The sequence below is a fragment of the Roseburia hominis genome, from assembly GCA_040702975.1.
Taxonomy (GTDB): domain Bacteria; phylum Bacillota; class Clostridia; order Lachnospirales; family Lachnospiraceae; genus Allocoprococcus; species Allocoprococcus hominis_A.
On record CP159990.1, the window covers coordinates 1 to 26,290 of the forward strand.

Sequence of the window (26,290 nt, forward strand, 5' to 3'; positions counted from 1 at the left end):
AAGGGCACTGAAAAAGTCTGATTCTAAAAAAGAATTGGGCTTTTTTAATGTATCCATTATAATAGAATCATGAGGAAGGAGGTTCTGCCATGTTGAAAGACCATTCACAGTTGAAACTTTCATTATCACCCTATCAGGGGATTTATGATGCAATCATTCCAGCAAATCATCTTTTGCGTAGAATTAAAGAAAATATAGATTTTAGTTTTGTAAATCCAATGCTCCGTAAACAGTATTGTGAAAATTTCGGGCGGCCGGCGAAAGAACCGGAGATGATGTTTAAACTGCTTTTTCTGAAAAAGCTGTACGATCTGTCCGATGAAACCCTGATCAGCAGTGCTCAGACAGACATGGCATATAAATTTTTTCTGGATCTGGAACCAGAAGAAAAAATGATAGATCCCAGTCTTCTGACGAAATTCAGAAAGACCCGCATCACGGAAGATATTCTGGAGGAAATGCTGAAAGAAACAATCCAGCAGGCTCTGGACAAAGGTCTAATCAAATCGGGAACGATTATCGTGGATTCTACCCACACAACTGCATCCGTCCGAGCGAAATCCCCCACACAAATCCTGAGGGATATGAGTAAACAACTTCGGAAAGAGATTTATAAAAATGCTTTTGAATTATCAGAGAGATTTCCAGAGAAACCATCTTTGGAAGCAGGATTGGACGAAGAGATCGCCTATACGAAGGAACTGCTCCAGGTTCTGGAGGAAGGGATAGAAACCTGTGGAAATCAAAAGATACAGAAAATCTCTAAAGAGATGAAAGAACTGCTTGAGAACGAACAGATCAGAGAGATCCGTTCCAAAGATGATAAAGATGCACGGTTTGGGCACAAAACGGCGACCAGTACGTTTTATGGGTATAAGAATCATCTCGCAATGACAGAAGGCCGTCTGATTGCTGGGATAAGTGTAACAGATGGAGGAGCACCGGATGGTCAGGAATTGCCGAAACTGATAGAAAAAGCACAGAAAAATGGAATAAAAGTAACAGAAGTTATCGGAGATATGGCATATGTCAGTGATGATAATCTGGAAGTTTGCGGAAAAGAGATTGCACTGATTGCCCGAACGAATACAGCTGTAGCGGCGGCTGCAAACGGAAACCTTGCGGAGGGGTTCTGTTTCAATAAAGATGCAGGGTTGCTGCAATGTCCTGCCGGAGAGCTTTCCATGCGAGTGGAAAAGAGAGCTGCCAAAAACGGAAACACCTATTTAAGATATATATTTAGCAAAGTTAAGTGCCGGAAATGCCCGCAAAGAGAAAACTGCCGTGTAGGAAAATCAAACTCAAAAGAACGGAGTTACAGTATCACGCAGGCAAGCGCGAAAAACATGGAAAGGCTTAAATTTGAAGAAAGTGAATACTTCCAAGAGAGAATGAAAATCCGGCATAGGATAGAAGAAAAGAATGGAGAATTAAAAGAAGCCCACGGTTTGCGCAGAGCAGATTCAAGAGGGTTATTTGCTATGCATGTTCAAATGTATTTTACCGCATTTACAGCAAATGTAAAAAGGATAGTAAGATTACAGGAATTGGCTATGGCTTAAACCATAGCATTATTCTGTAATCTTATCGAAAAAGAACTGAAAATCACAAAAAATCGTCATAAAAGAAAAACTCCCACTTAAAAAATGGAAGTTTTTCAGTGCCCTTTGTTTATAGGGGATTCAAGCTAAAATCGAACATATGTTGCTGCAAAACTGTGGGGCGCAAGCTCCTGTTCCTGAAGAAGTAAATTCAGGTTTTCCAATACGCCCAATACACGAAGCACATTCAACATACTATCTAAATAAACGCTTTCCCCTTTTTCCATCCGAACAATTGTTCTAATTGCCACTCCGGATTGTTCTGCCATACCTGCCTGAGTTATCTGCATCCTGATTCTGGTATCCCGGATTCTCTGACCAAGTTCCATCATAATTGTCTCGTTATTTTCATTTCCATAAATTGTCACAGCAATATTCTCCTATCCGAAAATGTCATATCTGTCACTTATTATATCACAATTAACTTTAATACGTCAATTGTGGCATATTATGTTTATCCCCCAGATTTTCTTTTTTATTTCTGCTTAATAAATCATTAATAAATTTTCGATTTCTTTTAGAATCTAATCATATTTTAGACACATTTAGGGGATATACTAATACTCAGATAGTTGATAAAACAACTATCTCCCCCCTCATAAAGTAAAAGCAATCGGGGTGACCCGATTGCCGCACTTTACTCTCATTCCTTTAGATAACTATAAAAAGAAAAGTCCGCTAACCTAAATGGTTAGCGGATTTTCTTCGCATCTCTTTGACCGGATCATCGCCCCGGAACACCTTTTACCTGATAAAATTTTGCGGTGAATAGTTATTAGTCGGAGGAAGACAGGTATGATCTTTACATACATAATAAGTCGTTTTGTCATTCAACAACTTGAATTCCTCTGTTGCTTCTGTAACTATTTTTATATCCGCATATAGAGGCAGTCCAGTGATAATCTTCTCCACACATTCTTCCTCTGCCAACACAACCGTAATTTTCTGAGGAGGATACCGATACAGAAGCCGCGCAATTAAAAACATACTATACCCTGCCGGATAATGCTCTGCCTCTGCAGACATATATGCAAACTGTTTCCTGACCGCCTGTTCATCCTCTTCTTTTTGAACCTCTGCATTCCCTCTCCCTGCAATGTCATCCGGAAGAATCTGCGAAAGTCTGACCAGACAATACGCCATCACGGAATTACCGCTCGGCAGTGCTCCGTCATAGCTTTCCTTTGGTTTTGTGATCAACCCCTCATTCCGGGTTCCATATAGAAAATAGCCCCCATTTTCATCTTCAAACTGCTGCCGGGCCTCATTGCAGATCTGCTTTGCACGCTTCAGATATTCAGGCCTTAAGGTTGCCTCATACAGACTGATTAATGCCGCCGTATAGTAAGCATACTCATTCAGAAACCCTTTCACTGACCGTGTATAATCCCGGCAGCTTACGTAAAGCTGATTTCCATCTGCAAGATGCCGTTCTATAAAGCAGTATGCCTTCTCCGCCGCCGAGCGGTAAATCTGCTTTCCCGTGACCCGGTATAGGACTGTCATCGCACAGATCATAAGAGAATTCCATGAAGTAAGAATTTTATCGTCCAGATGGAGCTTCGCCCGGGTTTTACGATAATCATATAAGGCCTTTTTCTCTCTGTCAAATGCTGCGGAGATTTCATTGCCATTCAAGAGGTTCGGAATATTCTTCCCCTCAAAATTCCCTTCCCTCGTAATCCCAAAATATGCGCAGAATCGGTTTCCGCTCTCCTCTCCCAGAACTTTGCATATTTCACCATAACTCCATACGTAGTATTTCCCCTCTTCTCCTTCGCTGTCCGCATCCTGGGCAGAGTAAAATTCTCCGTCCTCCCCTGTCATTTCCCGCAAAATATACTCCGCTGTTTTCTCTGCCGTATCAAGCAGCCTGTCATCGCCGGACGCCTTGTATGCCGCAGAATATGCCAGTATCAGCAGCGCATTGTCATACAGCATTTTTTCAAAATGCGGCACCAGATAGTATCTGTCTGTGGAATATCTTGAAAATCCATAGCCGATCTGGTCAAAGATGCCTCCTCTGCGCATTTTATCCAGAGTGAACGTCACCTGCTCAAATGTCGTTTTTTCTTCATGAATCTGTGAATACAATGTCAGAAAAATCAGATTATGAGGGGTTGGGAATTTGGGTGCCTGCCCAAATCCACCGCACTCCTCGTCAAAACTCTGCGAAAAAATCGCTGCAGCCTGTTTAGGAAGATTCTCATCGCCATCCCCGGATATTTTATTGTCCCGCGTACCCAGATGCGCGAGTATCGTATCTGCCGATGCTGTCAGCTTTTCCTTCTGGCTATTCCATTTATCCACAATGGCAAGCAGCAAATCCCGAAATCCCATCCTGCCATAATGTGATTCGGGCGAAAAATATGTCCCTGCAAAAAACGGTCTTTGCTGCGCCGTCATAAAAATACTCATGGGCCAGCCTCCACTTCCGGTCAACGTCTGACAAACATTCATGTAAACGCTGTCAATGTCGGGCCGTTCCTCCCGATCTACCTTAATGGATACAAAATATCGGTTGAGAATCTCCGCAATTTCCGCATTTTCAAAGCTCTCATGTGCCATGACATGACACCAGTGGCATGTACTGTAGCCGATGCTTAAAAATATCGGTTTGTTCTCCCGGTTCGCCTTCTCAAACGCCTCATCACCCCAGGGATACCAATCCACAGGATTGTCCGCATGTTGTAAAAGATAGGGACTGGTCTGTTCTTTTAAATGATTGCTCATATCATATCTTCCTCTTTCTTTTCATTTATCTGATATTTTGCACCATCGTCAGCAAATTATGCTTTATTATTTTATGCATCTCCATATGTTTACCAATGAAAACGGTGATCCGCAAGTCCCGGCATTTTCTTTTCCAAATCCTCTTGTAACTTCTCACGGAATCATATAAGATATTCCTTAGACATTATTCTAAAATAAGATAAGAACTGCCGTCTGACCGGCAGTTTCATGGGAGGTTTATGAAAAAGAAAAAGGCTTTGGATCTGACTTCGGGTCCGATTCTAAAAACACTTGCCGGATTGGCACTGCCGATCATGGCTTCTTCTTTTCTTGCGACAGCGTATAACCTGACGGATATGGCATGGATCGGAATGCTCGGCTCAAAAGCCGTGGCCGGTATAGGCGTAGGGGGAATGTATGTCTGGCTGTCGCAGGGGCTGGTCGCACTGGCCCGTATGGGCGGGCAGGTCAATGTTGCCCAATGCTGCGGAAGTGGGGAAAAGCAGCGGGCGCAGCATTACTCGGGGGCCGCGATTTGGCTCACCATCGTGTTCGGCGTCATATTTACGGCTATCTGCCTCACATTCACTGATCCGCTGATTGCTATTTTTAATGTGGGAGATCCTGAAACGCTCACCGCCGCAAAAGTTTATATGCGCATTACCTGTGGGCTTACGCTATTTCCTTTCCTTACGCTAACTTTGACCGGACTATATACGGCTCAGGGTGATTCCCGGACCCCGTTCTTCGCCAATCTGGCGGGACTTGTTGTCAATATGATTCTGGACCCGTTAATCATTCTCGGAATCGGGCCATTTCCAAGACTGGAGGCTGCGGGGGCTGCCATTGCTACGACTACTGCCCAATTCCTGGTACTTGTCGTTCTTGTGGCAGGCGTTTTCCGAAGCGGGGAAGACGCCAATATTCTGAAAGGGATGCGGCTGTTCGCGCGGATTCCTTCCGAATATTTCAAATCCATCTGCCGGATCGGGATTCCGACAGCGCTTCAGAGTATGGCCTACTGCGCAATTTCCATGGTTCTGACGCGATTCGTGTCCGACTTCGGTCCCGGAGCGATTGCTACCTTCCGGGTCGGCGGGCAGATCGAGTCCGTGTCCTGGAATACGGCGGACGGGTTCGGGGCTGCGCTGAATGCATTCGTGGGACAGAATTACGGGGCAAAGAAATCCGAAAGAATTCGGGAGGGATATCATATTTCCCTGAAGCTTTTGGTGGTATGGGGACTTGTGATCACCGTTGCTTTCGTCTTTTTCCCGAAGCCGATCGCAAACCTGTTCTTCCATGAAACAGATGTAATTGAGATTGCGACGGAATATCTGATGATCATTGGTTTCAGCGAGCTTTTGATGTGCGTGGAGCTGATGACCGTCGGCGCGCTGTCCGGACTGGGGATGACAAAGCTTTGCAGCACCATCAGCATTTCCCTGACCGGATCAAGAATCCCTCTGGCGATTGTGCTGGTACATATGGGAATGGGGCTTGCCGGAGTATGGTGGGCAATGACCCTGACCTCCATGGCAAAAGGGATCATCTTCTACCTGACATTCAGACGAATCAGTAATAAACTGGACTAATCTGCGGCCAGATATACCAAAATTTATATTTTTTATTAAAAACTTCTTTAGAATTTTTCGATTTCTTTTATTTTCTGCACATACTTTGGACACATTTAACGGGTATACTATAAGTCAGATAGTTGATAAAACAACTATCTCCCCCCTCATAAAGCAGTGCAATCGGGGAAACCCGATTGCCGCGCTTTACTCTCATTCCTTTAAATAACGATAAAAACAGCAGACCCCCGGGTATAGGTTATCCGGGGGTTCTGCTGTCTTAAAATAATATTTTTACGCTTCATATGATGCCAAAAACTCAGCAATCAACTCAATACAGCCTTCCACATCCTTCTCGTCCGCCACTTCGGCCGGAGTATGCATATACCGAAGCGGAATAGACACGAGCACACTCGGTACTCCCTGGCCGGAAAATACGATTTTATCCGCATCCGTATAGGTCAGGCCGCTTGCCGCCTCTTTCTGCACAGAAATCTGCATACGCGCGGCGCACTCTTCCATGCGCGCATTTAATTTCTTCGCCACGATAGGCGCATTGCAAAGCGCCGGGCCTGCTCCCAGCTTTACATCACCGGACTCTGCCGGATTTACCCCCTCATAGTCGGTACAATATGTAACATCTACCACAACTGCCGCTGTGGGGCGGATTCTTGCGCTGGTCCAGTAAGCGCCGCATTTGGTCGTCTCTTCGCCGACCGTCGCCGCCACATACACGCCAACCTTGCATCCCTTTTCTTTTGCACGTCTTAAGGCTTCCATAATAATAAATACGCCCAGACGGTCATCTAATGCACGGGCAGAGAAACGGCCGTTCATCAATTTGCGAATGCTGGTATCCCGCACGATCGGATTGCCCAGTGCCACTTTTGAAAGAGCTTCTTCTTTTGTACGCGCTCCGATATCGATCAAAAAGTCCGCTTCTTTTAGGTCCTTTTTCTCGAACAGGTCGCGGCGTCCTTCCACTACGCCGTATACATCGCCATTCGCTGTCTTAATTACGACCTGCTGTCCCGGATACGTTCCCTGAATGATTCCACCTCTTCGGATTACCTGAAGGCTGCCGTCCTCGGTAACGTTCGATACCATAAGTCCGATCTCATCCACATGCGCTGACAACATAACCTTGACCTCGCACTCGGGATTCAAAACACAGACCACATCCCCCATTTCATCTTCCCGGATCTCATCTGCAATCCCCGTCATATACTTTTTCACGACCTCCTGCGCCGGTTCTTCATAGCCGGATACAGAAATCTCGCTTAAAATATCTGTCAGAAACTTCTCGTTCATCTTGTCATTTCCTCTCTTTCTCTGCCACCAGTATAGCACCAAGATGAACGTCCACTGGACGTTCACTTAGGTATGCTTGGCAACTGACATCCGGCATAAGACTGCCGGATATTTTTTATTGTAATTCTATTCATTCCTCACTGCCTGTCACACACCCATTCTCCGGCTAACGCTCTCCCTTATCTTAAGTGTAGTCGGCACAGACACATGCATACTAATCTCCCGCTCCGATTGAATCCGTTCAGAAAGCATCCTCACAGCCTGACGCCCCATAAAATTCATGTGCACATGAACCGTCGTAAGCGGCGGCATCAGATATTTAATCATCGAAATATCGTTAAAACCGATCACACTGACATCCTCGGGGATCTTAAGCCCCTTCTCGACGATCGCCTTGTAGCAGCCCACAGCCAGAGAATCATTGGCTGCAAAGATCGCAGTGGGAGGATCTGCCTCCTCCAGAAGCTCCTTTGCCAACTGATGTCCGTATTTCGGAGTATATCCGCCGATCTTCACATACTCCTCACGAAACAGTCCCCGCTCTTTCATATATCTGCGGTAACCCGGCAGCCGGGAATCTTCTATGATATGTCCGTCGGAATCTATCTCGCTTCCTCCGATAAAACCGATCCTCCGGTGCCCCATCTCCCAGAAATAGTCCATCACCTTCCTCATCGAATGATTGACATCTGTGACCACAGAGTCCGTAAGCTCACGGTTCCCGATGGTATCCACGAACACCGTCGGTTTTTGGAATTTCTCAATCCGGTCCATCATGGAATGACTGAATGTACCAAGACATATCAGACCGTCCACCGCAGATACCTGATCGATCCCGTCATCAAGGCTAACAGGTACTCTCTTATTTCTCTCTTCCTCTATTTCCTTTTCTATGGCTACACGCACCGACAGATAAAACGTGTCCTGAAGTTCCTCCTCAAGAGAATACGAACAAATAACCCCGATCTTTAACTTTTTTTTCCTCTTCTTCTTAGCCTTCATCTGATATTCAAGCTGTTCTGCAGCCTCAAATACCTTTTTCTTCGTCTCATCCTGCACATTGAGCGTCTCATCATAATTAAGCACTCTGGAAACCGTCGCAACAGACACGCCTGCCTTCTCTGCGATCTCTCTAATAGTTGACATACCTTTCCCTTCCTCAAACAATCTGCTGTTCTCGTCTTAGTATATCACAGCTTCTCCGAGCTAAAAAGCCGTCAAATCCTCCTTTAAGTATACCTGTAGTTCGAATGCGTGATATACTTCACACCTTTGTTCAGTATATCACGAACCCACTCTATTTTACAACCGCTTTCAAATCAGAAAATGTCTCAAGATTCCATGTGGCAAGCCCGCTTAAAACCGCATCTCCGATTGCAGCACACTCCATATTTCCGGCTTTGGCTGCCTGAACGCCTGCGACCGCATCTTCTACCACCAGACAAGCCTCCGGCGCTTCTCCGATAAAGCCGGCAGCCTTGACGAACACTTCCGGATCCGGTTTGGAATGTGTAATATTATTTCCATCGGAAATAGCGTCAAAATAATCGCCAAGACCTAAGCGCTCCAGAATGAAACGCGCATTTTTGCTGGAAGATCCGATTGCCAGTTTAAGCCCCATTTCCCGAAGTGTATCCAGGGTATCCTTCACCTCCGGGGAGAGGTCTGCCGGGCTCATATTTTTCAACAATTCTTTGTAAATCTCATTTTTTCTGGTAACATAATACAGCTTCTCTTCCTCCGACATTACTTTGTCATATTTTTCCAGAATGATCTCGAAGCTGGCCATACGGCTCACTCCGCGCAGTCGGTTGTTGATGGTCTCATCAAAGTAAATTCCAAGTTCGTCGGCAACCGCTTTCCATGCCTGATAATGGTAACCGTCCGTGTGACAGATCACTCCGTCCAAATCAAAAATAACTGCCTGATATCTCATAATCCTACTCCTTTTTCAAACATATTTATCCCTGTATATTCCCAGGGCAAACATCTTTTTTCGTCTATTTCGCCGTTTTTCGACGCATTTATAGCCCCGTTTTCGCTCATTTAGCCGCAAAAAGGGCCGCTACATCAACAAAAATACCCTTGAAAAATATATTTTGTTTCATGCAGCAGCCCATAAGGCCTAATCTACGCCCCCGCCTGACTTTCGTTCCCTCCTGGCTCCGTGCCCGTCTCCGCCAGATTGGAAATAATCACCGCAGCCAGAATGATCACACAGCCCGCGACCATCCGTCCCGTAATCCGCTCATGGAGAATCAGAATGGAAAATAACGTTCCAAACACGGATTCCATCGAAAGAATAATCGCCGCTTTCGTCTCATCTACATATTTCTGGCTCGCTGTCTGCAGCAGATAGCAGACCGTCGTACTGATCACGCCCAGATACAGCACACTGAGCCAGCCCTTCATCGTCACGTCAAAATGAAGCTCTCCGAATATGAAAAGGCTCACAAGTGACAGTACAAACGCCGTACACATCTGTACAAAATTAAGTACCACCGCACGGTACTGTTTTACGAACTCGCTGGTGAAAAAGATCTGAAAAGCAAACCCTACTGCACAGATCAAAGTAAGCGCGTCACCAAGGCCTAAGGTCAGGTTCTTCTCCAGCGACAGGATTCCCACGCCGACCACGGCCATCACTGCCCCCGCAATGCTTTTGATCCCTACCTTCTTTTTCAGGATCACCCAGGCGATGAACGGTACCATCACCACATTGAGAGCCGTGAGAAATGCATTTTTGGACGGCGTTGTATATTGAAGCCCCACAATCTGCAGCGCAAAGCCGGTAAACAGCGCAATTCCCATCAGAATCCCCGCACGGACTTCACACAGCCTAACCCCTTTTAATCCTTTTATGCTCAAAAGCCCCATGAGGACCGCCGCCAGCAAAAAGCGCACCGTCATGATCTGGAACGGCCGCAGGCTCTCAAGCGCCATATCGCTCGCCACAAATCCACCGCCCCATATCACGGTCACCGTAATAAGTCCGGCAATCGACAGATATTTTTTCATGCCTGTTACCTCCGTGCCTTTCTCATTTCTCCATTCACACATACCGTGATCTCTTCGCCCTCAAGAACGGTAAGCTCTACGCTGCCGTCTGCGGATATCGCAACTTCCAGAGAAGTTCCTCTATGGTGAATCCTGAAGTTAAGTCCTTCCCACTCTTTTGGAAGGTTCGGATGAATATGCAGCACCTCATCTTCGATCGATACTCCGGCAAACCCAAAGATAACCGTCTGCCATACGCCGCCTGCATTTGCCGCATGGATTCCTTCTCTGGTATTTCCCTGAAGGTCAATGAGGTCAAGAAGCGCAGCGCGGCGCAGATACCGATATGCCTTGGAACTATCCCCCACTTTCAATCCCATGATCGCGTAGATACTGGGGCTAAGAGAAGATCCGTGAAGGGTCCGTTTCTCATAGAAGCTGTAATTCAGTTTCGTGGTCTCCTCGTCAAACTCCTCTCCCAGAAGGTGGAGCAGCATCACCACATCGGCCTGCTTGATAATCTGAGTCGACTGGCGCTCTACTGTTTTCAGCGCTTCCGGTTTTATCGGCCAGTCATTTTCATCATACTTCTCAATCACCACCTCCTGGAGGTCAAAATAGCCTTCGAACTGCTCCAGAAGCGGAGTTCCCTCCTTGCGCGGAAGATAAATCTTCCCCTGCACCTGCTTCCATGCGTTAAGCTCTTCTTCCGCAATCTGAATCTTCTCAACCAGCGCCTGATACTTGTCCGGACAAGTTTCGCGCATCACCCGGGCAAGCTCCAGACAGTAACGCAGATTCCACCTGGCCAGATAATTGGTGTAAAGGTTATTGTCGACCGGCTCATGCCACTCATCCGGTCCCGTCACCTGACGAATCTCATAACGGTCTTTCTCCTCCACATACTGTAAGCGGCTCGCCCAGAATCTCGCCGTCTCCATTAAGATCTCCGCTCCGCGCCCATACAGGAAACCCACATCTCCGGTTATCTTGACATAATTTGCAATACCGTAGGCAACCGCCGCCGTCACATGATGCTCATAAACCGCCACATAGCATCGGTAGCAGGTTCCGTCCGGCTCGATAGTCCAGTCCGGGCACTGCTCCGTACCGTCGTCTGCGGATTCCCAGGGATACTGCGCACCACAAAAACCATTTTTTCTGGCGTTCGCCCTCGCCGCGTCCAGAAGGTGATATCGATAATTTTCCAGATTCCTTGCTTTTTCCGGGAATACATAGGCGAAAAATGGCATCATGAACAGCTCCGTATCCCAGAATGCGTGGCCGCCGTATTCCTCGCCGTGCAACAATTTTGCTCCGATATTTACCCGATCATCAAAATCACTCGCCGTACTCATCAGATGGAAAATATTAAAGCGTACCGCCTGATCCAGTTTTTCGTCTCCCTGAATCTTAATATCTGCCTGGTTCCACAGCTTCTCATAAACCTGCGTGTGCTTCTCAAATTCTTTGGTAAATCCCTCGGCGGCAAATTCCTGCACAGTCCGGGAGATAGCCTCTTTGATCTCTTCTTTGCACTTCTCCCGCTCTGTGTAAATACTTACGTATTTCACCACCTCATAGGTCTTCCCCTCTGCAGCATCAAAATCCAGGAATTCCACGGCCTGTTCTCCGAAATCATGGAACAGCACAGTCTTGGTACCCTTCACCTCCACGCGGGCTCCGCAGCCCACATGCAGGTGGTTGTCTCTTGTAGCTGCTTCCAGATAAGCGCCTTTTTCTCCCAGAGCCTCGTTCGCTGTAAGGTAAATGTGTTTTACCTTGAATCTGGGTGCGTCGCAGAAATTGATGACCGATCCGTCAATGATATTCTCTATCTCGATAATTCCACTGTAATTCAGCGGAGTCACATATAGTTTTACAGCCATGCGGTGCACGTCTGCGCGGCTTACGAAGCGGACTCCCTCTACCAAAGTCTCTCTTCCTTTTCTGTCACGCAGATGATACTGCTTTACCAGACATGCCTTCTTCATGTTAAGCGCACGCGCAAAGGAAAGGATTTCACAGTTTTCGATTCCTACCAGCTCTTTTTCCACATAAAGTTTGATTCCCAGCCAGTTCGGAAGGTTGGCAAGCTCCCGCATAAAGGTCTCTGATTTGTCAAATACGCCATTTACATAGGTGCAGGGAATGCTTCTTGTGGTTCCTTCCTCATAGCTTCCCCGGGTTCCCAGATAACCATTTGTCAGGCAGAAAAGACTCTCATACTTCAAATTCTCTTCCGGTTTGTAGCTGTCCTGCAAAATCATCCATCTGTCGTCGTCCAAAAATTGATTCAATCGTTCTGAAAATCTTTCTCTTACCATGTTTAAAACTGCTCCTTTTCTCCTATATGTTAAAACTTACATATATTTTATAGTTGCCTGGCTTACTTCCCCGCCTGCGGGCACAGCCTGCAGGGTAAACGCCAACACAAAATCTTCCCGTTTTACTCTGTATTCTTCTAACTGTTCCTCACCGCAGCTATTACTTCCAAGTCCCGAGTGACGGTGATCCAGGTGAATGGTTACATAATCCGCTTTTTGAAGCTCGAACGGGTGCTTTGCCTGTTCTACCATCTTGTCCGTATAGTTAGACAGATTTATTCCCAGAGGCATTTCCATTTTACAAAGCAGCGTATGCTCTCCGTCTCCTATTCCGAACCACTCCACATTCTCGCGATGACCGTTCTCCTGCGGATAGACATAGTTTGTCCACATTTTGTCCACCGTGTTTTGGAAAACTCCCATGTGGCAGGCGCTCATGGAATCCACATAATTCTCTCCCGGGCCCATTCCGCTATAGATGACGTTCTGAAGGCTCCGATCTGCCTGCATCACAACGCCAAGCCTCGGAAGGAACGGTGGTTCAAGCCCGCCTCTTTGAACAGTCTTCGCATCCAGATTTACCTTGATCTGGCCGCATGGATATATTGTATATTCATAGGTGCATTCGTAACCCCAGGACTGGTTCATGCATCCAAAATATTTTTGAATACGGACCACTGTTTTTTCTTCATCTGACTCCCAGGACATTCCCGCATTCTGTTCGCTGGATTTCTGTATGAAATATTTGTTCATCCAGTCGTCCTTCTTATACATATCGTTGTCGATCGTCGCGCGGTATACGGTCATCTCAGGTCCGCCCGTCAGATATTCTTTTCCCTCAAACGCCACAGACAGAAGCGTTCCGAAAACGGTGTGGAATTTTGCACAGATCGCTTCATTTTCCACCGTCAGAATCTTTTCGTTCTCTGTGACAGCAAGCGGCGTTCCCTGCGGTCTTGCCTGATACACTACTCTTCGTTCATTCATTTCAAACTGTCCGAAGGAAACCTCATGCCCTTCGTCTGCATAAGCTGTTTTCTTCTTTTCACGGACAGATATCTCAAGGTAATACGTAACGTTTGCTTCCGGCTCAAAGGCTTCATACGGAATCGCAACACGCTCCTCCTCTCCCGGAAGTGCCGAAAGACTGTCAATCTCGCCGCTCTGGATTACGCTTTCATTTCCCTTGATCTGCCAGTAAAGTGTCAGATCCTTAAGTGTACGGAAGTCATAATAATTTTTAAGACAAATCTCATTATTGCTGCCTTCCTGGCGCGAGATCCCTACAGGCGCGATCACCTGCTTGTATTCCAGAAGAGCCGGAGAAGGCGTCCGATCCGGCATAAGCATTCCGTCGATACAGAAATTGCCGTTTGTCGGGAAATCCCCATAATCCCCGCCGTAGCGGTAATAACTTTGTCCGTTTTCCTCCGTATAGATTCCGTGGTCATACCACTCCCAGATAAATCCGCCCTGAAGCCGCTTGTAGGTCCGGTACAGCTTCTGGTACTCTAAAAGTCCTCCCGGACCGTTGCCCATGGCATGTCCATACTCGCACATTACATGGGGCTTATTGCCCTTACCTTTTGACTTTGCAATCTCCTCAAGCGGTTTCAGACGGGTATACATAGTGGAATATACATCTGTTACCTCCGCCTCGAAATCCCCTTCATAATGAATCAATCTGGTCGGATCCAGCGCCCTGATCGCTGATGCTGCGCTGCGGAAATTGCACCCGAAAGCGGATTCATTTCCCATGGACCACATGATAATCGACGGGTGGTTCCGGTCCCTTATTACCATGCGGACGCTTCGGTCCACATAGGCCTTCTCCCATGACGGATCGTCGGTAATCCAGGTGTAATTCTCCAGCCACTCAAAGCCATGGCATTCCAGATCTGCCTCGTCAATGACATAAAGGCCATACTCATCACACAGATCATAAAAATATTCGTTGGCAGGATAGTGGGAGCAGCGTACTGCATTGATATTATGCTGCTTCATCAAGATCACATCGGACTTCATCTGCTCGTAGGTGACGCTTCGCCCTTCCTTCGGGTTGTAATCGTGATGATTGACTCCATTTAACAAAATAACTTTTCCATTGACACAGAAATTGTTGTCGATCATCTCAATTTTGCGGAAACCGGTGCGCACGGTTATCCGGTGGGACCCTGACGCAATCCGGACCTCATACAGATTCGGCGTCTCTGCAGTCCAATGTGCTGCCCCCGGAAGCTGTGCCTCTACGTGCGCCTTTCCGCCCGCTGTCTTGAATGTCCCCCTTGCTTCCGGTTGTGTTCCGTCAAAGCTGCATTTATCAGATACCGGATACAATTCCCAGGTTCCCTCACATGAGTCCATGCGCGTACGGATATCCATGCTCAGAATTCCCGTCTCATAGGCATCGTCAAGGCTGCCGCATACTGCCGCATCCAGAATCGCATCCTGCGGTTCATTAATTAACTCTACATCGCGGTAAATGCCGGAGAGCCACCACATATCCTGATCTTCCAGATACGTGCCGTCGGACCATTTGTAGACCCGGACCGTGATATCATTTTCACCCTCTTTTACATATTCCGTGATATCATACTCGCCAGGGAGCCGGCTGACCTTGCCGTAGCCTGCGTGCTGTCCGTTCACCCAAACGTCATAGGCGCTGTCTACTCCGTGGAATTTAAGAATGGTATTCCCTTTTAACCATTCGGTATCCAGATTAAATTTCTTTTTATAGATTCCTGTCGGATTTTCCGTGGGTACAAAAGGTGGATTTACCGGAAACAGATACAGCACATCTGTATAGTGCATCCTGTCATAGCCCCGTAATTGCCAAACAGACGGAACATCGATCGTATCCCATCCTCCCATATCTGTATCCGTATTCATAAACCCTTCCGGAGAAAGTTCAGGGGCCTCTCTGTATAAGAAATGCCACTTACCGTTTAGTGACATCTTCTGTGATGAATCCCTGTAAAACGCAGTACGGGCCTGTCTTCTGCCAATCTGATCAAGTAGCTGATCTTCCCATCTTTTCTTTACTCGTCTTACCATATGTTTCTCCTCTTCCTTTCTGTTATCCACTGCGGCAGCGTACGAATCCGGCATGTTTCCATGCGTATCCGGCGCTGCCGCGGGATCTTATGCACCTGCCGCGCTGCAGCAGACGCCACTTATTTGATTGAGCCGCTCGTACCTTCCACAATGTACTTCTGTGCAATGATGAAGATAATGATCGGCGGAATGATCATAATGATCGTGATGCAAAGCATCGGAATGATCTGGGTCTCGTGAACACCCTTGAAGGATGCAAGCCCGAGAGCCAATGTGTATTTGCTTCTGTCCTGCAAAAAGATGAGTGGTCCAAGATAATCGTTCCACACACTGATCATGTTCAGCACGCCTACCAGAATCAGAGACGGCTTCAGGATCGGCATGAAAATCTTCCAGTAAATCTGGAACGAATTGGCTCCGTCAATACGCGCTGCCTCCTCGAAATCCTTCGGGACTCCCATAAGGAACTGACGCATCAGGAAAATGTAGTACGCAGAACCGAACCATGCAGGAATAATCAGCGGTTTCAGGGTGTTGATCCATCCGAACATCTTGAATTCCATGTACTGCGGGATCATGGTAACGTCCCACGGAATCATCATCGTAGACAGCAGGATCATGAACAGGATGTTTTTTCCCTTGAAATTGAACCGTGCAAATCCATAAGCTACTAAAGAACAGGAAAGAATCTGTCCTGCTGTGGTTCCCACTGTTACCAGAATAGAATTCCACAGATACGTTCCAAAGGGCTGTGCCTTCCATGCGTTCACAAAGTTCTCAAAGAGCCACTTTGCCGGGAAGAGCTTCGGCGGATAGGCGATTGCCTCTGCCTCTGTCTTAAATGCCGTAAAGAACATATATACGAATGGTGACAGGAAATAAACTGCCACAAGGCCAAGCAGGATATAAATAATGACTTTAGAAGTCTTAGACATTTTCATTATTTTTTACCCCCTCTCTTTTTCTTCTTTTCCGTACCGCCGGCCTCTGTCTCATAGAATACCCATGCGGAAGAGGATTTGAATACCAATGCGGTCAGACACAGGATAATCACGAACATTACCCATGCGTTCGCACTTGCATAACCCAGTTTGTGGTGCTTAAATGCATTGTTGTAAGTGTACAGCCCGTAGAAATATGTGGACTTCAGCGGACCGCCGCCTGTCAGAAGCATTACCAGTGTTACCTGCTGGAAAGAACTGATAATGGAAGTGATCAGGTTGAACAGGATCGTCGGTGTAATGATCGGCAGTGTAATGCTGAAAAACTGTCTTGCCGGGTTCGCACCATCAATGGCAGCGGCTTCATATACGTCAATCGGAATATTCTTGATATCCGTATAGAAGATCAACATCATACTTCCTACTCCGAAGGCGCTGGCGATGATAACGGCCAGAAGTGCCCAGGCCGGATCGACCAGCCATTTCGGTCCTTTGATACCAATCAGAGATAACAGGTAGTTCAGAACACCATAATCTCCGTTCAGTATCCATCCCCAGAGGATGGATACCGCAACGCCCGAAATAACGGTAGGAATATAGTAAATCGTTCTGAATATCTTGACACCTTTTACCGGCTGTGTGATCAGCATCGCCAGAAACAGCGCGATGATCATGTTAAGCGGTACAAAGATTGCCGCATATTTCAAACTTATGGTAAGTGATTTTAAAAATTGCTTGTCGCTGGTAAACATTTTAACGTAGTTACCAATACCCACGAATGTCGGGTCTGCTGTCAGCGGCCAGTCAAAGAAACTCATGACCAATGAGAAAATAAGCGGGCCGATGGTAAATACAAGGAAACCGATGATCCATGGCAAAATGAAGAGATACGGAGTCGCCTTCTTCATCAAATTATTCTGCTTCATTCCTTTATCCCTCCTATCGGGGTATGTATTATTGCTCTGCTGCCTCGTCTAATACATCAGATACGTCTTCCATCGCACTCGGGTTGAATACGCGCTCGAAGGACAGAGACAGGTTCTCTGATAATTCTGACCAGCTCTCGATGATAAAGCTTGCTGGTGTGTAGTCCGCGCTCTGCTCAAGCATGGTGTAGAATGCTGTGTATTCCGGCTGCTCCATGATTCCCTCAGACTCAACAACGCTGTGAAGTACAGGAAGCTCTCTTCCGATTCTTTCTTTGTTCATTTCTTCACTTGTCCAGAACTTGATGAACTCCCATGCAGCTTCTTTGTTCTTGGAATCCTTAGACATAGAGATTCCTGATGAGCTTAAGATGCTGACAGAATCGCCCTCGCCTGCAAATGCCGGAATATCAACAACGCCGAAGTTCACGCCGTCTTCTTTCAGAGTGTTGATCGACCAGGAGCCGTAAACGTACATAGCTGTATTTCCGGAACGGAACTCATCGGTACCGCTCTTCTCAGTCGCAACCGCATAGCCTTCTTTTTCCATATCCTGGAACATCTTGAATACTTCTTTTGCCTTGTCGGAGTTCAGGTTGCCGTCAAGGTTGCCCTCTTTATCCGTATAAGCGGTTCCGTTGCTCCACAGATACATCTCAAAATCATACGGGTCCGGTTTCATCTGGAAAGAGAAGCCCTTCTTGCCTTCACATTTTTCGGTGATGGTCTTGGAAGCTGCAATCACATCGTCCCATGTCCAGTCGTTCGTCGGCTCCTCAATGCCTGCTTCTGCGAAAATGTCTTTGTTGTAGAACAGCGCATGTGTGGTAAATCCGATCGGAATACCATATGTTTCTCCGTCCAGAGAGTTGTAGTTCCACAGAGTGTCATAGAAATTGGATTTGTAATCAGCGCCTTCGCTTTCAATGTAGGAATCCAGCGGTTCCAGTCCCTGATAGTACGCCGGGTAGTTCCACATATACATAACGTCCGGTGTATCGTTTGAACCCATGCCGGCACTGATCTTGGTATCGAACTCTCCGCCGTATGCTTCCAGTGTTACTTCGATATCGTCATGCTCTGCATTGAACTTATCTACCATTTCCTGCTGAGCATCTACATCTTCAGCCTCATCCCAGGATGCAAAACGTACCTTTACTTTTCCATCGCTTGTTTTACCATCTTCTTCCTTGCCGCCACATGCGCTAAGAATCATAGTTCCTGTCATTGCGAGTGCAAGTAATACTGCCAACCGTTTTTTCATAACTAAAATCCTCCTCTGATTTTTTACTGGTTTTTGGGAAGTTTTTCGGAAGACTTGCCGGCATTCTTCCGTTAAACGCCCTGTGCTAAATACTACTTCTTTTTACCTTTGTTTTATTTCGTATTTAACTTATGTAATAATCATACACTTTAACTAGTAAAAAGTCAACGTTTTACTAGTTAAAAAACTGTATTTTTCACATAATAGACATTTTCAGGACTTTGATTTTGTCTATTTTTCACAATTTTTTAAGTGTATTCTTGGTTTTTAATTTTATGAAATCGGTTTTATGTTTGGTAAAACTTTCATTTTTTACCTCTTCTCAGGTATGCCCAGCTATAAAAATAACCTTGCCGGAATAACAATATTGTTCATTCCGACAAGGTTATTTTGTACCTTCTCCTTCACCATTTTGAATCCTGAAAGGTATTTTCTCTACGCGTTCCGGCACATTTAAAGTATCTTTCCATCCGCCATACGAATCTGACAGCTATACTTCTCCAAATGCTCCTTCGCAGTATTATGCGTAATTGCAATAATCGTTCTGTCTTCCATCTCCAAAAGCCTGTCCATAATATACTCCGACAGTTCGGTATCAACCGCTGAAAGAGCCTCGTCCATAAGAATCACTTTTCTATTGGAGGCCAGTGCCTTCATGATGATGACAAGCTGTTTTTCCCCGCCGCTTAAAGACTTTGCATTTTCCTGTTGTAAAATATACTGCACTTTGGGGTGGCCGCCCAATATTTTCTTGCTTTCTTTCATATCATAACATCCGAACAAGGTAATATTATCCTCGATCGATGCATCATAAACATGTTGGTTCTGTTCGATGATTTCACAGATCTGCGAAATATCCGTGTTCCTAAGTTCATGCCGGTCGAACCTGATCTTCCCACTTTCGTAGGGCAGCCGTCCCTCCAACACTTTTAGAAACGTGGATTTACCGGAACCGTTTCCCCCGGTAACCGCATATTTTTTATTCTTTTCAAAAACAAATGAGACCTCCCCCAGATGGAACTCCCCATTTTGTGCGCTTACCTGCGATACCTCGATTCCCTTATCAAATTCCTGCGGGATTTCTTTTGTCTCAGGTTTTTTCCGGTTCATGACTTCACCCAGCCCGCTCCAGATTCCTTTGACTGCCATGATTTCCCCAATGCAATTCAGGATATCCCTGACAGGGAAAACGAACTGGTCCACATAGCTTAGTGCTGCAGCGGCCGTGCCGATCGTGATCTCCTTCTGAACCAGGAGAACCCCCACTGCCCCAAAGGTGGCAAGTCCGATCAAAAACATGGTCGTTCCGTTTAGAATGACAGAAAATGCCCTGAATTTCCCGTAATGCTCCATACTGTCCTCAGCCTCTACCAGCTTTTCATCATAATGTTTCATGATATAAGGTTTGCTCTGCCTGTTTACATTGGTAAACGCCATCAGGATATCCTGCGCTCTCTCCAAATACTCTGCCAGTTTATCGAGGCTTCTTTTTTTTCTTGCCGATAATTCCTTTCCCGTTACTCCTGGCAGGAAACTGGCAAGACCGGAAAATATCAGAACGACAACCAATATCCGAACGTCCAAAACTGCCAGACACACTCCGTAAGCCAGAATGTGCAGGGAGGATTCTATGATCATCAGTACATTTTCCATCGCCTTTTGCATTTCCGAAATGTCGTTGTTTAACGTGGAGATATATGTAGCCGTCGATTCCTTCTGGAACTCGGGAAAGTCTAAATCCAGCATGCCGTCAAAAACGTCTCTTCTTATCAGAATATAAAAATTTCTGTCCGCCCGCCACGCCGCTCTTTGCGAAATATATTCGCACACTCCTCCGGCGAGGACAATCGCGAGATAAAGGGTACACAGGAAGATGAGGCCTTTTGCATTTAGGAAGTCTCCGTCCAGTAATAGTTTTATGATGAACGGAATGCCTGCATTAACGATGGAATAGCAGCCACTCATTCCGATTCTTAGGACGATGAGCGGGAGGATTTTTATGATGTATTTTTTCATGGTCTTTCTCATTCCTTTATAAATTGTAAATTTCCTCGTTATTGTTTATTTATAGGCGCAAATGGACAATTTTCTACCATTCGTTATCTGACTCGCTTACATAATCTTCAAGCAATATATTACATAGAAATTGCTCCTTGGACCAGCCATTGGAAATAACGTCTTTTAGGGTGTACGATAAAAGATAATCCTATGTACTGGTTAAAAGTTCAAGAATTATCTTATAGCGTACACCCATAGATTACTTTGTTCCTATCTTGAAACAATTATTGCTCAAAGAAGATACATTGCGCCTTCTTTCAAGCGCCCCTCCGACTTAATGCAGAAGAGCTAATTAATCTTATCTTCCATTACAAGTATGGCCATTGCAAAACCCTCCACGAGGATCAATTGCCTCACCACCCTTTATAAGCGGTTTTTTGTACTCTTTCATGATATCACCTCCTCCAAACGTATTTTTATAGTACACAACATATGGCAAAAGTCATATATACATACTATACGTTTTTAAATGCAACATATATGTATAAAATCCACTCCGTTAATGCCAAAGTCTCCAAGTACATTTATTATCGTTAAAACATTACAAGAATTATTTTAAAACTTTTCTTTCCAAATAACGTACAAGCGCAATTTCTCGGGCCACTGATGAGCATCCATAAATATCATCATCTTCCAACAATGCCAATCCCGGGCATCGGTCGCAATGTTCCTTTACTGTACATTCTTTACACGGTTGCAAATCCGATTTGGTTATATTTTGAATTTTAAATAATAATTCAGAATTATACCAAATATCTCTAAGTCTACTATTTTTAACATTCCCAACACACATATATAAAGAATTACACGGGAAGACATCACCTTTCGCGTCAATTGAAAAGCTATAGCGCAATGTAGGACAGGCTTCCGGTTTGCTTTCATTTCTCTTTATATTGCTTGTAACTATCTCGTCTAAATCCTTCACAATAGTTATCAAATCTTCTTTATTAATTCTTAATTTTAGCGTCTCTTTGTCACCATTACTTTTCGCAAATATGACTGGAGATGACAAAAAAGCATATCCCTTATCTTGACAAAAATCATATATATCTTTATACGCAAATGCATTATCTATCATCAAGGGTGTTTTTATTCTCACGGGTATGTCATATTTTCGTATCAGTTCTAATGCTTCCATTGTCTCATTCCATGAACCACTCTTCCCTGTTATCTCATCATGAACAGAACTGTCCATAGAATATAAGCTAACCGAGAATTCACAAATATACATATCCGCAATTTTCTTAACTAATTCTTCGGAAAGCAGTGTAATATTGCTCATTAATATCACTCTCATATGCAGCTTTCTCGCCCATGAAATAATTTCCAGCAAATCTTTCCGTATAAATATTTCACCACCAGTAAAATAAACAGTTAATACCCCCATCTCTCTTAATTGTGTTAAGATATCAAAAACTGTTTGTTTATCCAGATAATACTGAGCAGTATCTGGTATGTAACAATGCTTGCATTTCAAATTACACTGCGTCAATAATTCTATAATGCATGTTACTGGCCTTCTCTGTTCATAAGCCTTCTCATGAAAAATGTCTAATAGCTCCATCAATCGCTCACCTCCACTAATTCCAGCTTATCCAAATCTGCAATAAAATCGTGTAAATCAGCTCTAATACAGTCAGCGTCAGCGCAATACTGAGCACATAATGCCTGACATATCTTGTCCAAACTTCGTTTTTCTATTGCCAGCCAAAAATCTTTAGCACTATTATCTAAAACATAAACTCTTTTATTTTTCTCATTAATTATGTATACTTCATCATCTAATACTTGCCACGATATAGTGGCGGCATATTCCACCTTCGTCATTAGTGCATATCCTTCCCTTCACAGCAACATTTGCCTATTTTTTATTTCTCGCTTTTATCATCTCTTATCCTACATCATTTTTCCAAAAAAGTTTATGATGTTCCACGTGAATTTTTTTCTCGTGAAACATCATAAACTTCTTTGTAATTTTCATTTAAAATTCAAATAAATCAACACAAATTAAGGAGGTCTTTATGAAACACATTAAGAAAAATATTATTATCATTATACTGATACTCTCTCTTATTAACGGAATTGCATCTACCGTTTTGCCTTCTACTCTATCAGTGTTTACTTATGTTGCTGATAATGGAGGCGGATTTGATCCCGGTAATGTTTAAATTTCTCATAAAAGTGGAACTTCGAACTGGTTATATACTTTTCAACCAATTGATATCTGGCCTCATGCCGGTATAGTTTTAACGAATCGCCCCCTCTTACATAGAATAAGGCGCATTCTTCTTTGCTCTCCTGATCCATCGCACTGGCCATGGTAACTAACGCCCTACCTATTCCATTTCCCTTCCCGGCTTCCATGGCCACTTCTATTCGTTCCTTCGAATACCCAATCGCTGTTTCTGTCTGCCCAAGTTCTTCCAAAGCTGTAGCCAGATTTCCTACTACTAACTCCCATTCCAATATATGGAACACATTCCTTACCCGACCGCTATTTAACGCCTGAAGCTGCATTTTCAACACCTGAGCCGCTTCAGCTTTTCTTTGTTCCCCAAATAAAATTAATGCAATTATACTTAATACGCTGTGCTCTTCTGTCGTAAAGCTTTGCTCAGTCATTTTTATCTTTTGTAAATCAACCGTTTCTTGCAGTATCTCTGCAAGAATAGCCAAACTTTCTTCCCCACTTATTTCTCCCTTGCAATACCGTATTTTTGTTTTCTCACTTTGTAAAAACTGTCGGTTCTCAGAGTATGACATATCCAGTCTTTGTTCAATTTCTATCAATTTTTCATATGCCTCATCATACTTCAATTTATGTAATTTCCCGAAATACTCTCTTTTCAGTTCCAGCACCTCATAATCCTCTACCATAATGACCGTATGAACCGTGCTGCCCTTCCGTCCCATTTTCTCCAACAATTTACAGATTACTTTATTCCTCGGACTGCTCCTGCCATTTTCTATTCTCGACAAGGCTTCCTGAGTACAGATATCTTCGCACAAAGCCTCTTGAGATATTCCTCTTGACACGCGCATTCTCTTAATTAATTCGTAATCAATCTCAAACCGTCGATTAATATGCTGAAACAACCGGAATTTTTCAAATGAAATTTCGTATGCTTTTTCCGTTTCCAAAAGGCTGGCACGCTCTTGTCTGAGAACCCTGACCAGTTCCGGTCTAATCCCTCGAAACTCCAATATTTTTGCATACTGTCCCAGGATTTTCGGCATATACAGAAGCTTTCCCGTATCCCTCAAAATAGTCAATGCTCTTCGAGTGTAACCTTCGAGATATTCCGCTTCTTTTCTCCAATCACATATTTTTCCGAGAAGAATCACCGCATACGGAAGCACCTTCACGGCCTCGATATCCAGCAGTTTTCTTTCATTAATATACTCTAAAAGCTCCCTTACCTCTTTTTCTGACCTCGCCTCTCCGATTCCAAGGCAGATTTCCCAGCGGAACAATAAGAGCTTGATTTCCTCCGCACTGAGCGCGATTTCTCTTATTGCGTTTTCAAGCGGCATGCTTTGCCCTATCGCTTCCTCGACATACCGCAGAATTGTCTCTGCATTTTCTCCCTTTATCCAACCAATCTGCGCCCGCTCCTGCATGATAAACTGCCGGTGCAGCGGCTTTGCAGCAACCTTCCGTCTCTCATACTCTTTCAAATGTGTTTCCGCTTCCTCTAACCGGCTGTGGCAGATACTTTTCTGAACGAGATACTGCAATTCGTAAATCTCATAGGCGTCCCGAGGCAGAATATATTCCAGACGTTCTGTCGATTTTCCTAATCTTCCGAATATCCTGTCCAGCATAAAATAATCGATTGCCGTCTGATTTTGTTCGATACGCGCAAAATGAGCCACAGAACACAAGCCCTCGCAGACCTGCTTTTGGCCAAGGCCCGACTCCTGCCTTATTTGATAAATGATGTCTCCAATCTCTTTTCCCATAAAATTAACTCTTTTCTTAGCCCTTACAAGATAATTTTACCAAAATCAGGAAAGTTTCTCAATTCAAACCTTGTGAAATGGCCATATGGGATGCCTTATGGTTATTCTCTGGGAACCTGCCTTATCTGCTTTATTTTCTAAAAGGCGACACCTTTATCTACAATCGGCATTGCAGCCGTCTCTATTAAACTTATAAAATTCTACATATTGCTTTTCCGACGCCTGCGGTGTATGATTAATTCACTATCGAGGCAAAGAATTCAAAAGGGTCACAAATTCATGGCTGATCGCCAAAGCATTTCATAATGTCGACAAAACGGAACGGACAGGAGGGGATAACTATGACCTTATAATTTCTTTTTTTTATTTGTAATGTACCAGATGACTATGATACACTTAAGGAGGATACATGGACTATAAACAAAATATCATACCGCTGAAAGACCTGAACCTGACCAGCAAATTCCTTTTTGACGAAGTAATGGATGATCCGCAGACTCATCAGGATGTGCTCAGTATTATTTTCGGGAAGAAGATTCCGCTTCTTGACAAAGCAGAGACTGAAAAGGAGTTGCGGGTGTCGCCCCTGATTCGCTCCATCCGCCTGGATGTGTTTTCTATTGATGAGGAAAATGTGATTTACAGCACAGAAATGCAGGCACAGAAGAAAGTTGACCTGGCAAAGCGGAGCCGGTACTACCAGGCTCTTATCGACACCGGACTTTTGAAACCCGGTATTCCGGATTACAATTTGCTGAATACTTCATACATTATCCTTATCACGCCTTTTGACCTGTTTGGTTACGGGAAGTATCAATACACTTTCGAGGCCAGATGCCGGGAAGTCCCGGAATGTATACTGGAAGATAAGGCTACACGCATATTTCTGAATACACGTGGAACGAACGACGATGAAGTTTCACAAGAGCTGGTGGATTTTTTGCACTACCTGGAAAATACGACGGCCTCCGTGGCAAGCGCTTCTGGCAGTGAACGAATCCACCGGATTCATGAGCGGGTGCATAAGGTCAAACTCAGCGAAGAAATTGGAGTGAAGTATATGCAGGCTTGGGAAGAAAAATATTTTGATCGGGAAGAAGGACGCAACGACCTTTTAAAATCACAGATTAGGAAAAAACTCATAAAAGGCAAGTCCCCTGAAATCATCGCCGATGAAGTAGAAGAAGAACTGGACACTGTCCTGACAATCATTCAGGAAATTACTGAGGAAGATACAAGCAATAACCAATAGGCGACCCAAGAGGAAGGCGCGCTATTTTATGGCACCTTCCTCTTAATATTTTAACTTTTTACATCACTACTTTAACCTCTATCAAACTTATACCATTCTGCATATTGCTTTTCCGGCACCTAAGGTGTATGATTAATTCACTATCGAGGTAAAGAATTCAAAAGGGTCACAAATTCATGGCTGATCGCCAAAGCATTTCATAATGTCAACAAAATGGAACGGACAGGAGGGGATAACTATGACCTTATAATTTCTTATTTTTGTTTGTAATGCACCAGATAACTATGAT

At 44.7% G+C, this 26,290-nt stretch carries 18 protein-coding genes; 3 read left to right on the forward strand and 15 right to left on the reverse strand.

The genetic code is table 11. The features are described from left to right. Nucleotides 1-89: 89 nt before the first annotated feature. Nucleotides 90-1,562, forward strand: a complete 1,473-nt coding sequence (locus ABXS75_00005; GenBank protein XCP85230.1) for an IS1182 family transposase — start codon at nt 90-92, stop codon at nt 1,560-1,562. Between the two features lie 125 nt (nt 1,563-1,687). Here ABXS75_00005 and ABXS75_00010 read toward each other — a convergent pair whose 3' ends face one another. Beyond that, a complete protein-coding gene (locus tag ABXS75_00010) occupies nt 1,688-1,969 on the reverse strand; it encodes a hypothetical protein (GenBank protein ID XCP85231.1) in 282 nt (93 codons plus the stop codon). 376 nt (nt 1,970-2,345) lie between these two features. Further along, nucleotides 2,346-4,334: a thioredoxin domain-containing protein gene (locus ABXS75_00015; GenBank protein ID XCP85232.1), complete on the reverse strand. Its 1,989-nt coding sequence runs from the start codon at nt 4,332-4,334 to the stop codon at nt 2,346-2,348. Between the two features lie 239 nt (nt 4,335-4,573). Here ABXS75_00015 and ABXS75_00020 point away from each other — a divergent pair, with 239 nt between their 5' ends. Next, nucleotides 4,574-5,929, forward strand: a complete 1,356-nt coding sequence (locus ABXS75_00020) for an MATE family efflux transporter (GenBank protein ID XCP85233.1) — start codon at nt 4,574-4,576, stop codon at nt 5,927-5,929. Between the two features lie 273 nt (nt 5,930-6,202). Here the strand turns inward: ABXS75_00020 and ABXS75_00025 are convergent, their stop codons facing one another. From ABXS75_00025 to ABXS75_00085, 13 genes are all read right to left on the reverse strand, one after another. Next, the gene (locus tag ABXS75_00025) at nt 6,203-7,219 is read right to left on the reverse strand and encodes a M20/M25/M40 family metallo-hydrolase (GenBank protein XCP85234.1); all 1,017 of its coding nucleotides are present in this window, start codon (nt 7,217-7,219) and stop codon (nt 6,203-6,205) included. Between the two features lie 147 nt (nt 7,220-7,366). Continuing rightward, on the reverse strand, nt 7,367-8,365 hold the full coding sequence (locus ABXS75_00030) for a LacI family DNA-binding transcriptional regulator (protein ID XCP85235.1): 999 nt from the start codon (nt 8,363-8,365) through the stop codon (nt 7,367-7,369). Nucleotides 8,366-8,516: 151 nt separating this feature from the next. Continuing rightward, nucleotides 8,517-9,155: a beta-phosphoglucomutase gene (pgmB, locus tag ABXS75_00035; protein XCP85236.1), complete on the reverse strand. Its 639-nt coding sequence runs from the start codon at nt 9,153-9,155 to the stop codon at nt 8,517-8,519. A gap of 194 nt (nt 9,156-9,349) precedes the next feature. Next, nucleotides 9,350-10,237 (reverse strand): DMT family transporter, encoded by an 888-nt coding sequence (locus ABXS75_00040; protein ID XCP85237.1) that lies wholly within the window; start codon nt 10,235-10,237, stop codon nt 9,350-9,352. Nucleotides 10,238-10,242: 5 nt separating this feature from the next. Continuing rightward, entirely contained in the window at nt 10,243-12,543 is a 2,301-nt protein-coding gene (locus ABXS75_00045; protein ID XCP85238.1) for a glycosyl hydrolase family 65 protein, read from the reverse strand. Nucleotides 12,544-12,579: 36 nt separating this feature from the next. Beyond that, entirely contained in the window at nt 12,580-15,597 is a 3,018-nt protein-coding gene (locus tag ABXS75_00050; protein ID XCP85239.1) for a glycoside hydrolase family 2 TIM barrel-domain containing protein, read from the reverse strand. Nucleotides 15,598-15,716: 119 nt separating this feature from the next. Next, nucleotides 15,717-16,538 (reverse strand): carbohydrate ABC transporter permease, encoded by an 822-nt coding sequence (locus ABXS75_00055; protein ID XCP85240.1) that lies wholly within the window; start codon nt 16,536-16,538, stop codon nt 15,717-15,719. Then, nucleotides 16,538-17,464 (reverse strand): sugar ABC transporter permease, encoded by a 927-nt coding sequence (locus tag ABXS75_00060; GenBank protein ID XCP85241.1) that lies wholly within the window; start codon nt 17,462-17,464, stop codon nt 16,538-16,540. Before ABXS75_00060 ends, ABXS75_00055 begins: the two co-directional genes overlap by 1 nt. Before the next feature lie 28 nt (nt 17,465-17,492). Beyond that, entirely contained in the window at nt 17,493-18,728 is a 1,236-nt protein-coding gene (locus ABXS75_00065) for a sugar ABC transporter substrate-binding protein (protein XCP85242.1), read from the reverse strand. Nucleotides 18,729-19,181: 453 nt separating this feature from the next. Continuing rightward, entirely contained in the window at nt 19,182-20,744 is a 1,563-nt protein-coding gene (locus ABXS75_00070; protein ID XCP85243.1) for an ABC transporter ATP-binding protein, read from the reverse strand. Between the two features lie 592 nt (nt 20,745-21,336). Next, a complete protein-coding gene (locus tag ABXS75_00075) occupies nt 21,337-22,350 on the reverse strand; it encodes a radical SAM protein (GenBank protein XCP85244.1) in 1,014 nt (337 codons plus the stop codon). Further along, nucleotides 22,350-22,613, reverse strand: coding sequence for a PqqD family protein (locus ABXS75_00080; protein XCP85245.1), 264 nt, complete (start codon nt 22,611-22,613; stop codon nt 22,350-22,352). The genes ABXS75_00075 and ABXS75_00080 overlap by 1 nt, the downstream gene beginning before the upstream one ends. Before the next feature lie 291 nt (nt 22,614-22,904). Then, the gene (locus tag ABXS75_00085) at nt 22,905-24,749 is read right to left on the reverse strand and encodes a helix-turn-helix transcriptional regulator (protein ID XCP85246.1); all 1,845 of its coding nucleotides are present in this window, start codon (nt 24,747-24,749) and stop codon (nt 22,905-22,907) included. Between the two features lie 409 nt (nt 24,750-25,158). On the opposite strand from ABXS75_00085, the gene ABXS75_00090 reads away from it, so the two are divergent. Further along, nucleotides 25,159-26,001, forward strand: coding sequence for an Rpn family recombination-promoting nuclease/putative transposase (locus tag ABXS75_00090; protein ID XCP85247.1), 843 nt, complete (start codon nt 25,159-25,161; stop codon nt 25,999-26,001). Nucleotides 26,002-26,290 lie beyond the last annotated feature (289 nt).

Bases quoted from the DNA above. Each gene is read 5' to 3' on its own strand.
- ABXS75_00005 (XCP85230.1), top strand. From the start codon at position 90: ATGTTGAAAGACCATTCACAGTTGAAACTTTCATTATCACCCTATCAG.
- ABXS75_00015 (XCP85232.1), bottom strand. From the start codon at position 4,334: ATGAGCAATCATTTAAAAGAACAGACCAGTCCCTATCTTTTACAACAT.
- ABXS75_00020 (XCP85233.1), top strand. From the start codon at position 4,574: ATGAAAAAGAAAAAGGCTTTGGATCTGACTTCGGGTCCGATTCTAAAA.
- ABXS75_00025 (XCP85234.1), bottom strand. From the start codon at position 7,219: ATGAACGAGAAGTTTCTGACAGATATTTTAAGCGAGATTTCTGTATCC.
- ABXS75_00030 (XCP85235.1), bottom strand. From the start codon at position 8,365: ATGTCAACTATTAGAGAGATCGCAGAGAAGGCAGGCGTGTCTGTTGCG.
- pgmB (XCP85236.1), bottom strand. From the start codon at position 9,155: ATGAGATATCAGGCAGTTATTTTTGATTTGGACGGAGTGATCTGTCAC.
- ABXS75_00040 (XCP85237.1), bottom strand. From the start codon at position 10,237: ATGAAAAAATATCTGTCGATTGCCGGACTTATTACGGTGACCGTGATA.
- ABXS75_00045 (XCP85238.1), bottom strand. From the start codon at position 12,543: ATGGTAAGAGAAAGATTTTCAGAACGATTGAATCAATTTTTGGACGAC.
- ABXS75_00050 (XCP85239.1), bottom strand. From the start codon at position 15,597: ATGGTAAGACGAGTAAAGAAAAGATGGGAAGATCAGCTACTTGATCAG.
- ABXS75_00055 (XCP85240.1), bottom strand. From the start codon at position 16,538: ATGAAAATGTCTAAGACTTCTAAAGTCATTATTTATATCCTGCTTGGC.
- ABXS75_00060 (XCP85241.1), bottom strand. From the start codon at position 17,464: ATGAAGCAGAATAATTTGATGAAGAAGGCGACTCCGTATCTCTTCATT.
- ABXS75_00065 (XCP85242.1), bottom strand. From the start codon at position 18,728: ATGAAAAAACGGTTGGCAGTATTACTTGCACTCGCAATGACAGGAACT.
- ABXS75_00070 (XCP85243.1), bottom strand. From the start codon at position 20,744: ATGAAAAAATACATCATAAAAATCCTCCCGCTCATCGTCCTAAGAATC.
- ABXS75_00075 (XCP85244.1), bottom strand. From the start codon at position 22,350: ATGGAGCTATTAGACATTTTTCATGAGAAGGCTTATGAACAGAGAAGG.
- ABXS75_00080 (XCP85245.1), bottom strand. From the start codon at position 22,613: ATGACGAAGGTGGAATATGCCGCCACTATATCGTGGCAAGTATTAGAT.
- ABXS75_00085 (XCP85246.1), bottom strand. From the start codon at position 24,749: ATGGGAAAAGAGATTGGAGACATCATTTATCAAATAAGGCAGGAGTCG.
- ABXS75_00090 (XCP85247.1), top strand. From the start codon at position 25,159: ATGGACTATAAACAAAATATCATACCGCTGAAAGACCTGAACCTGACC.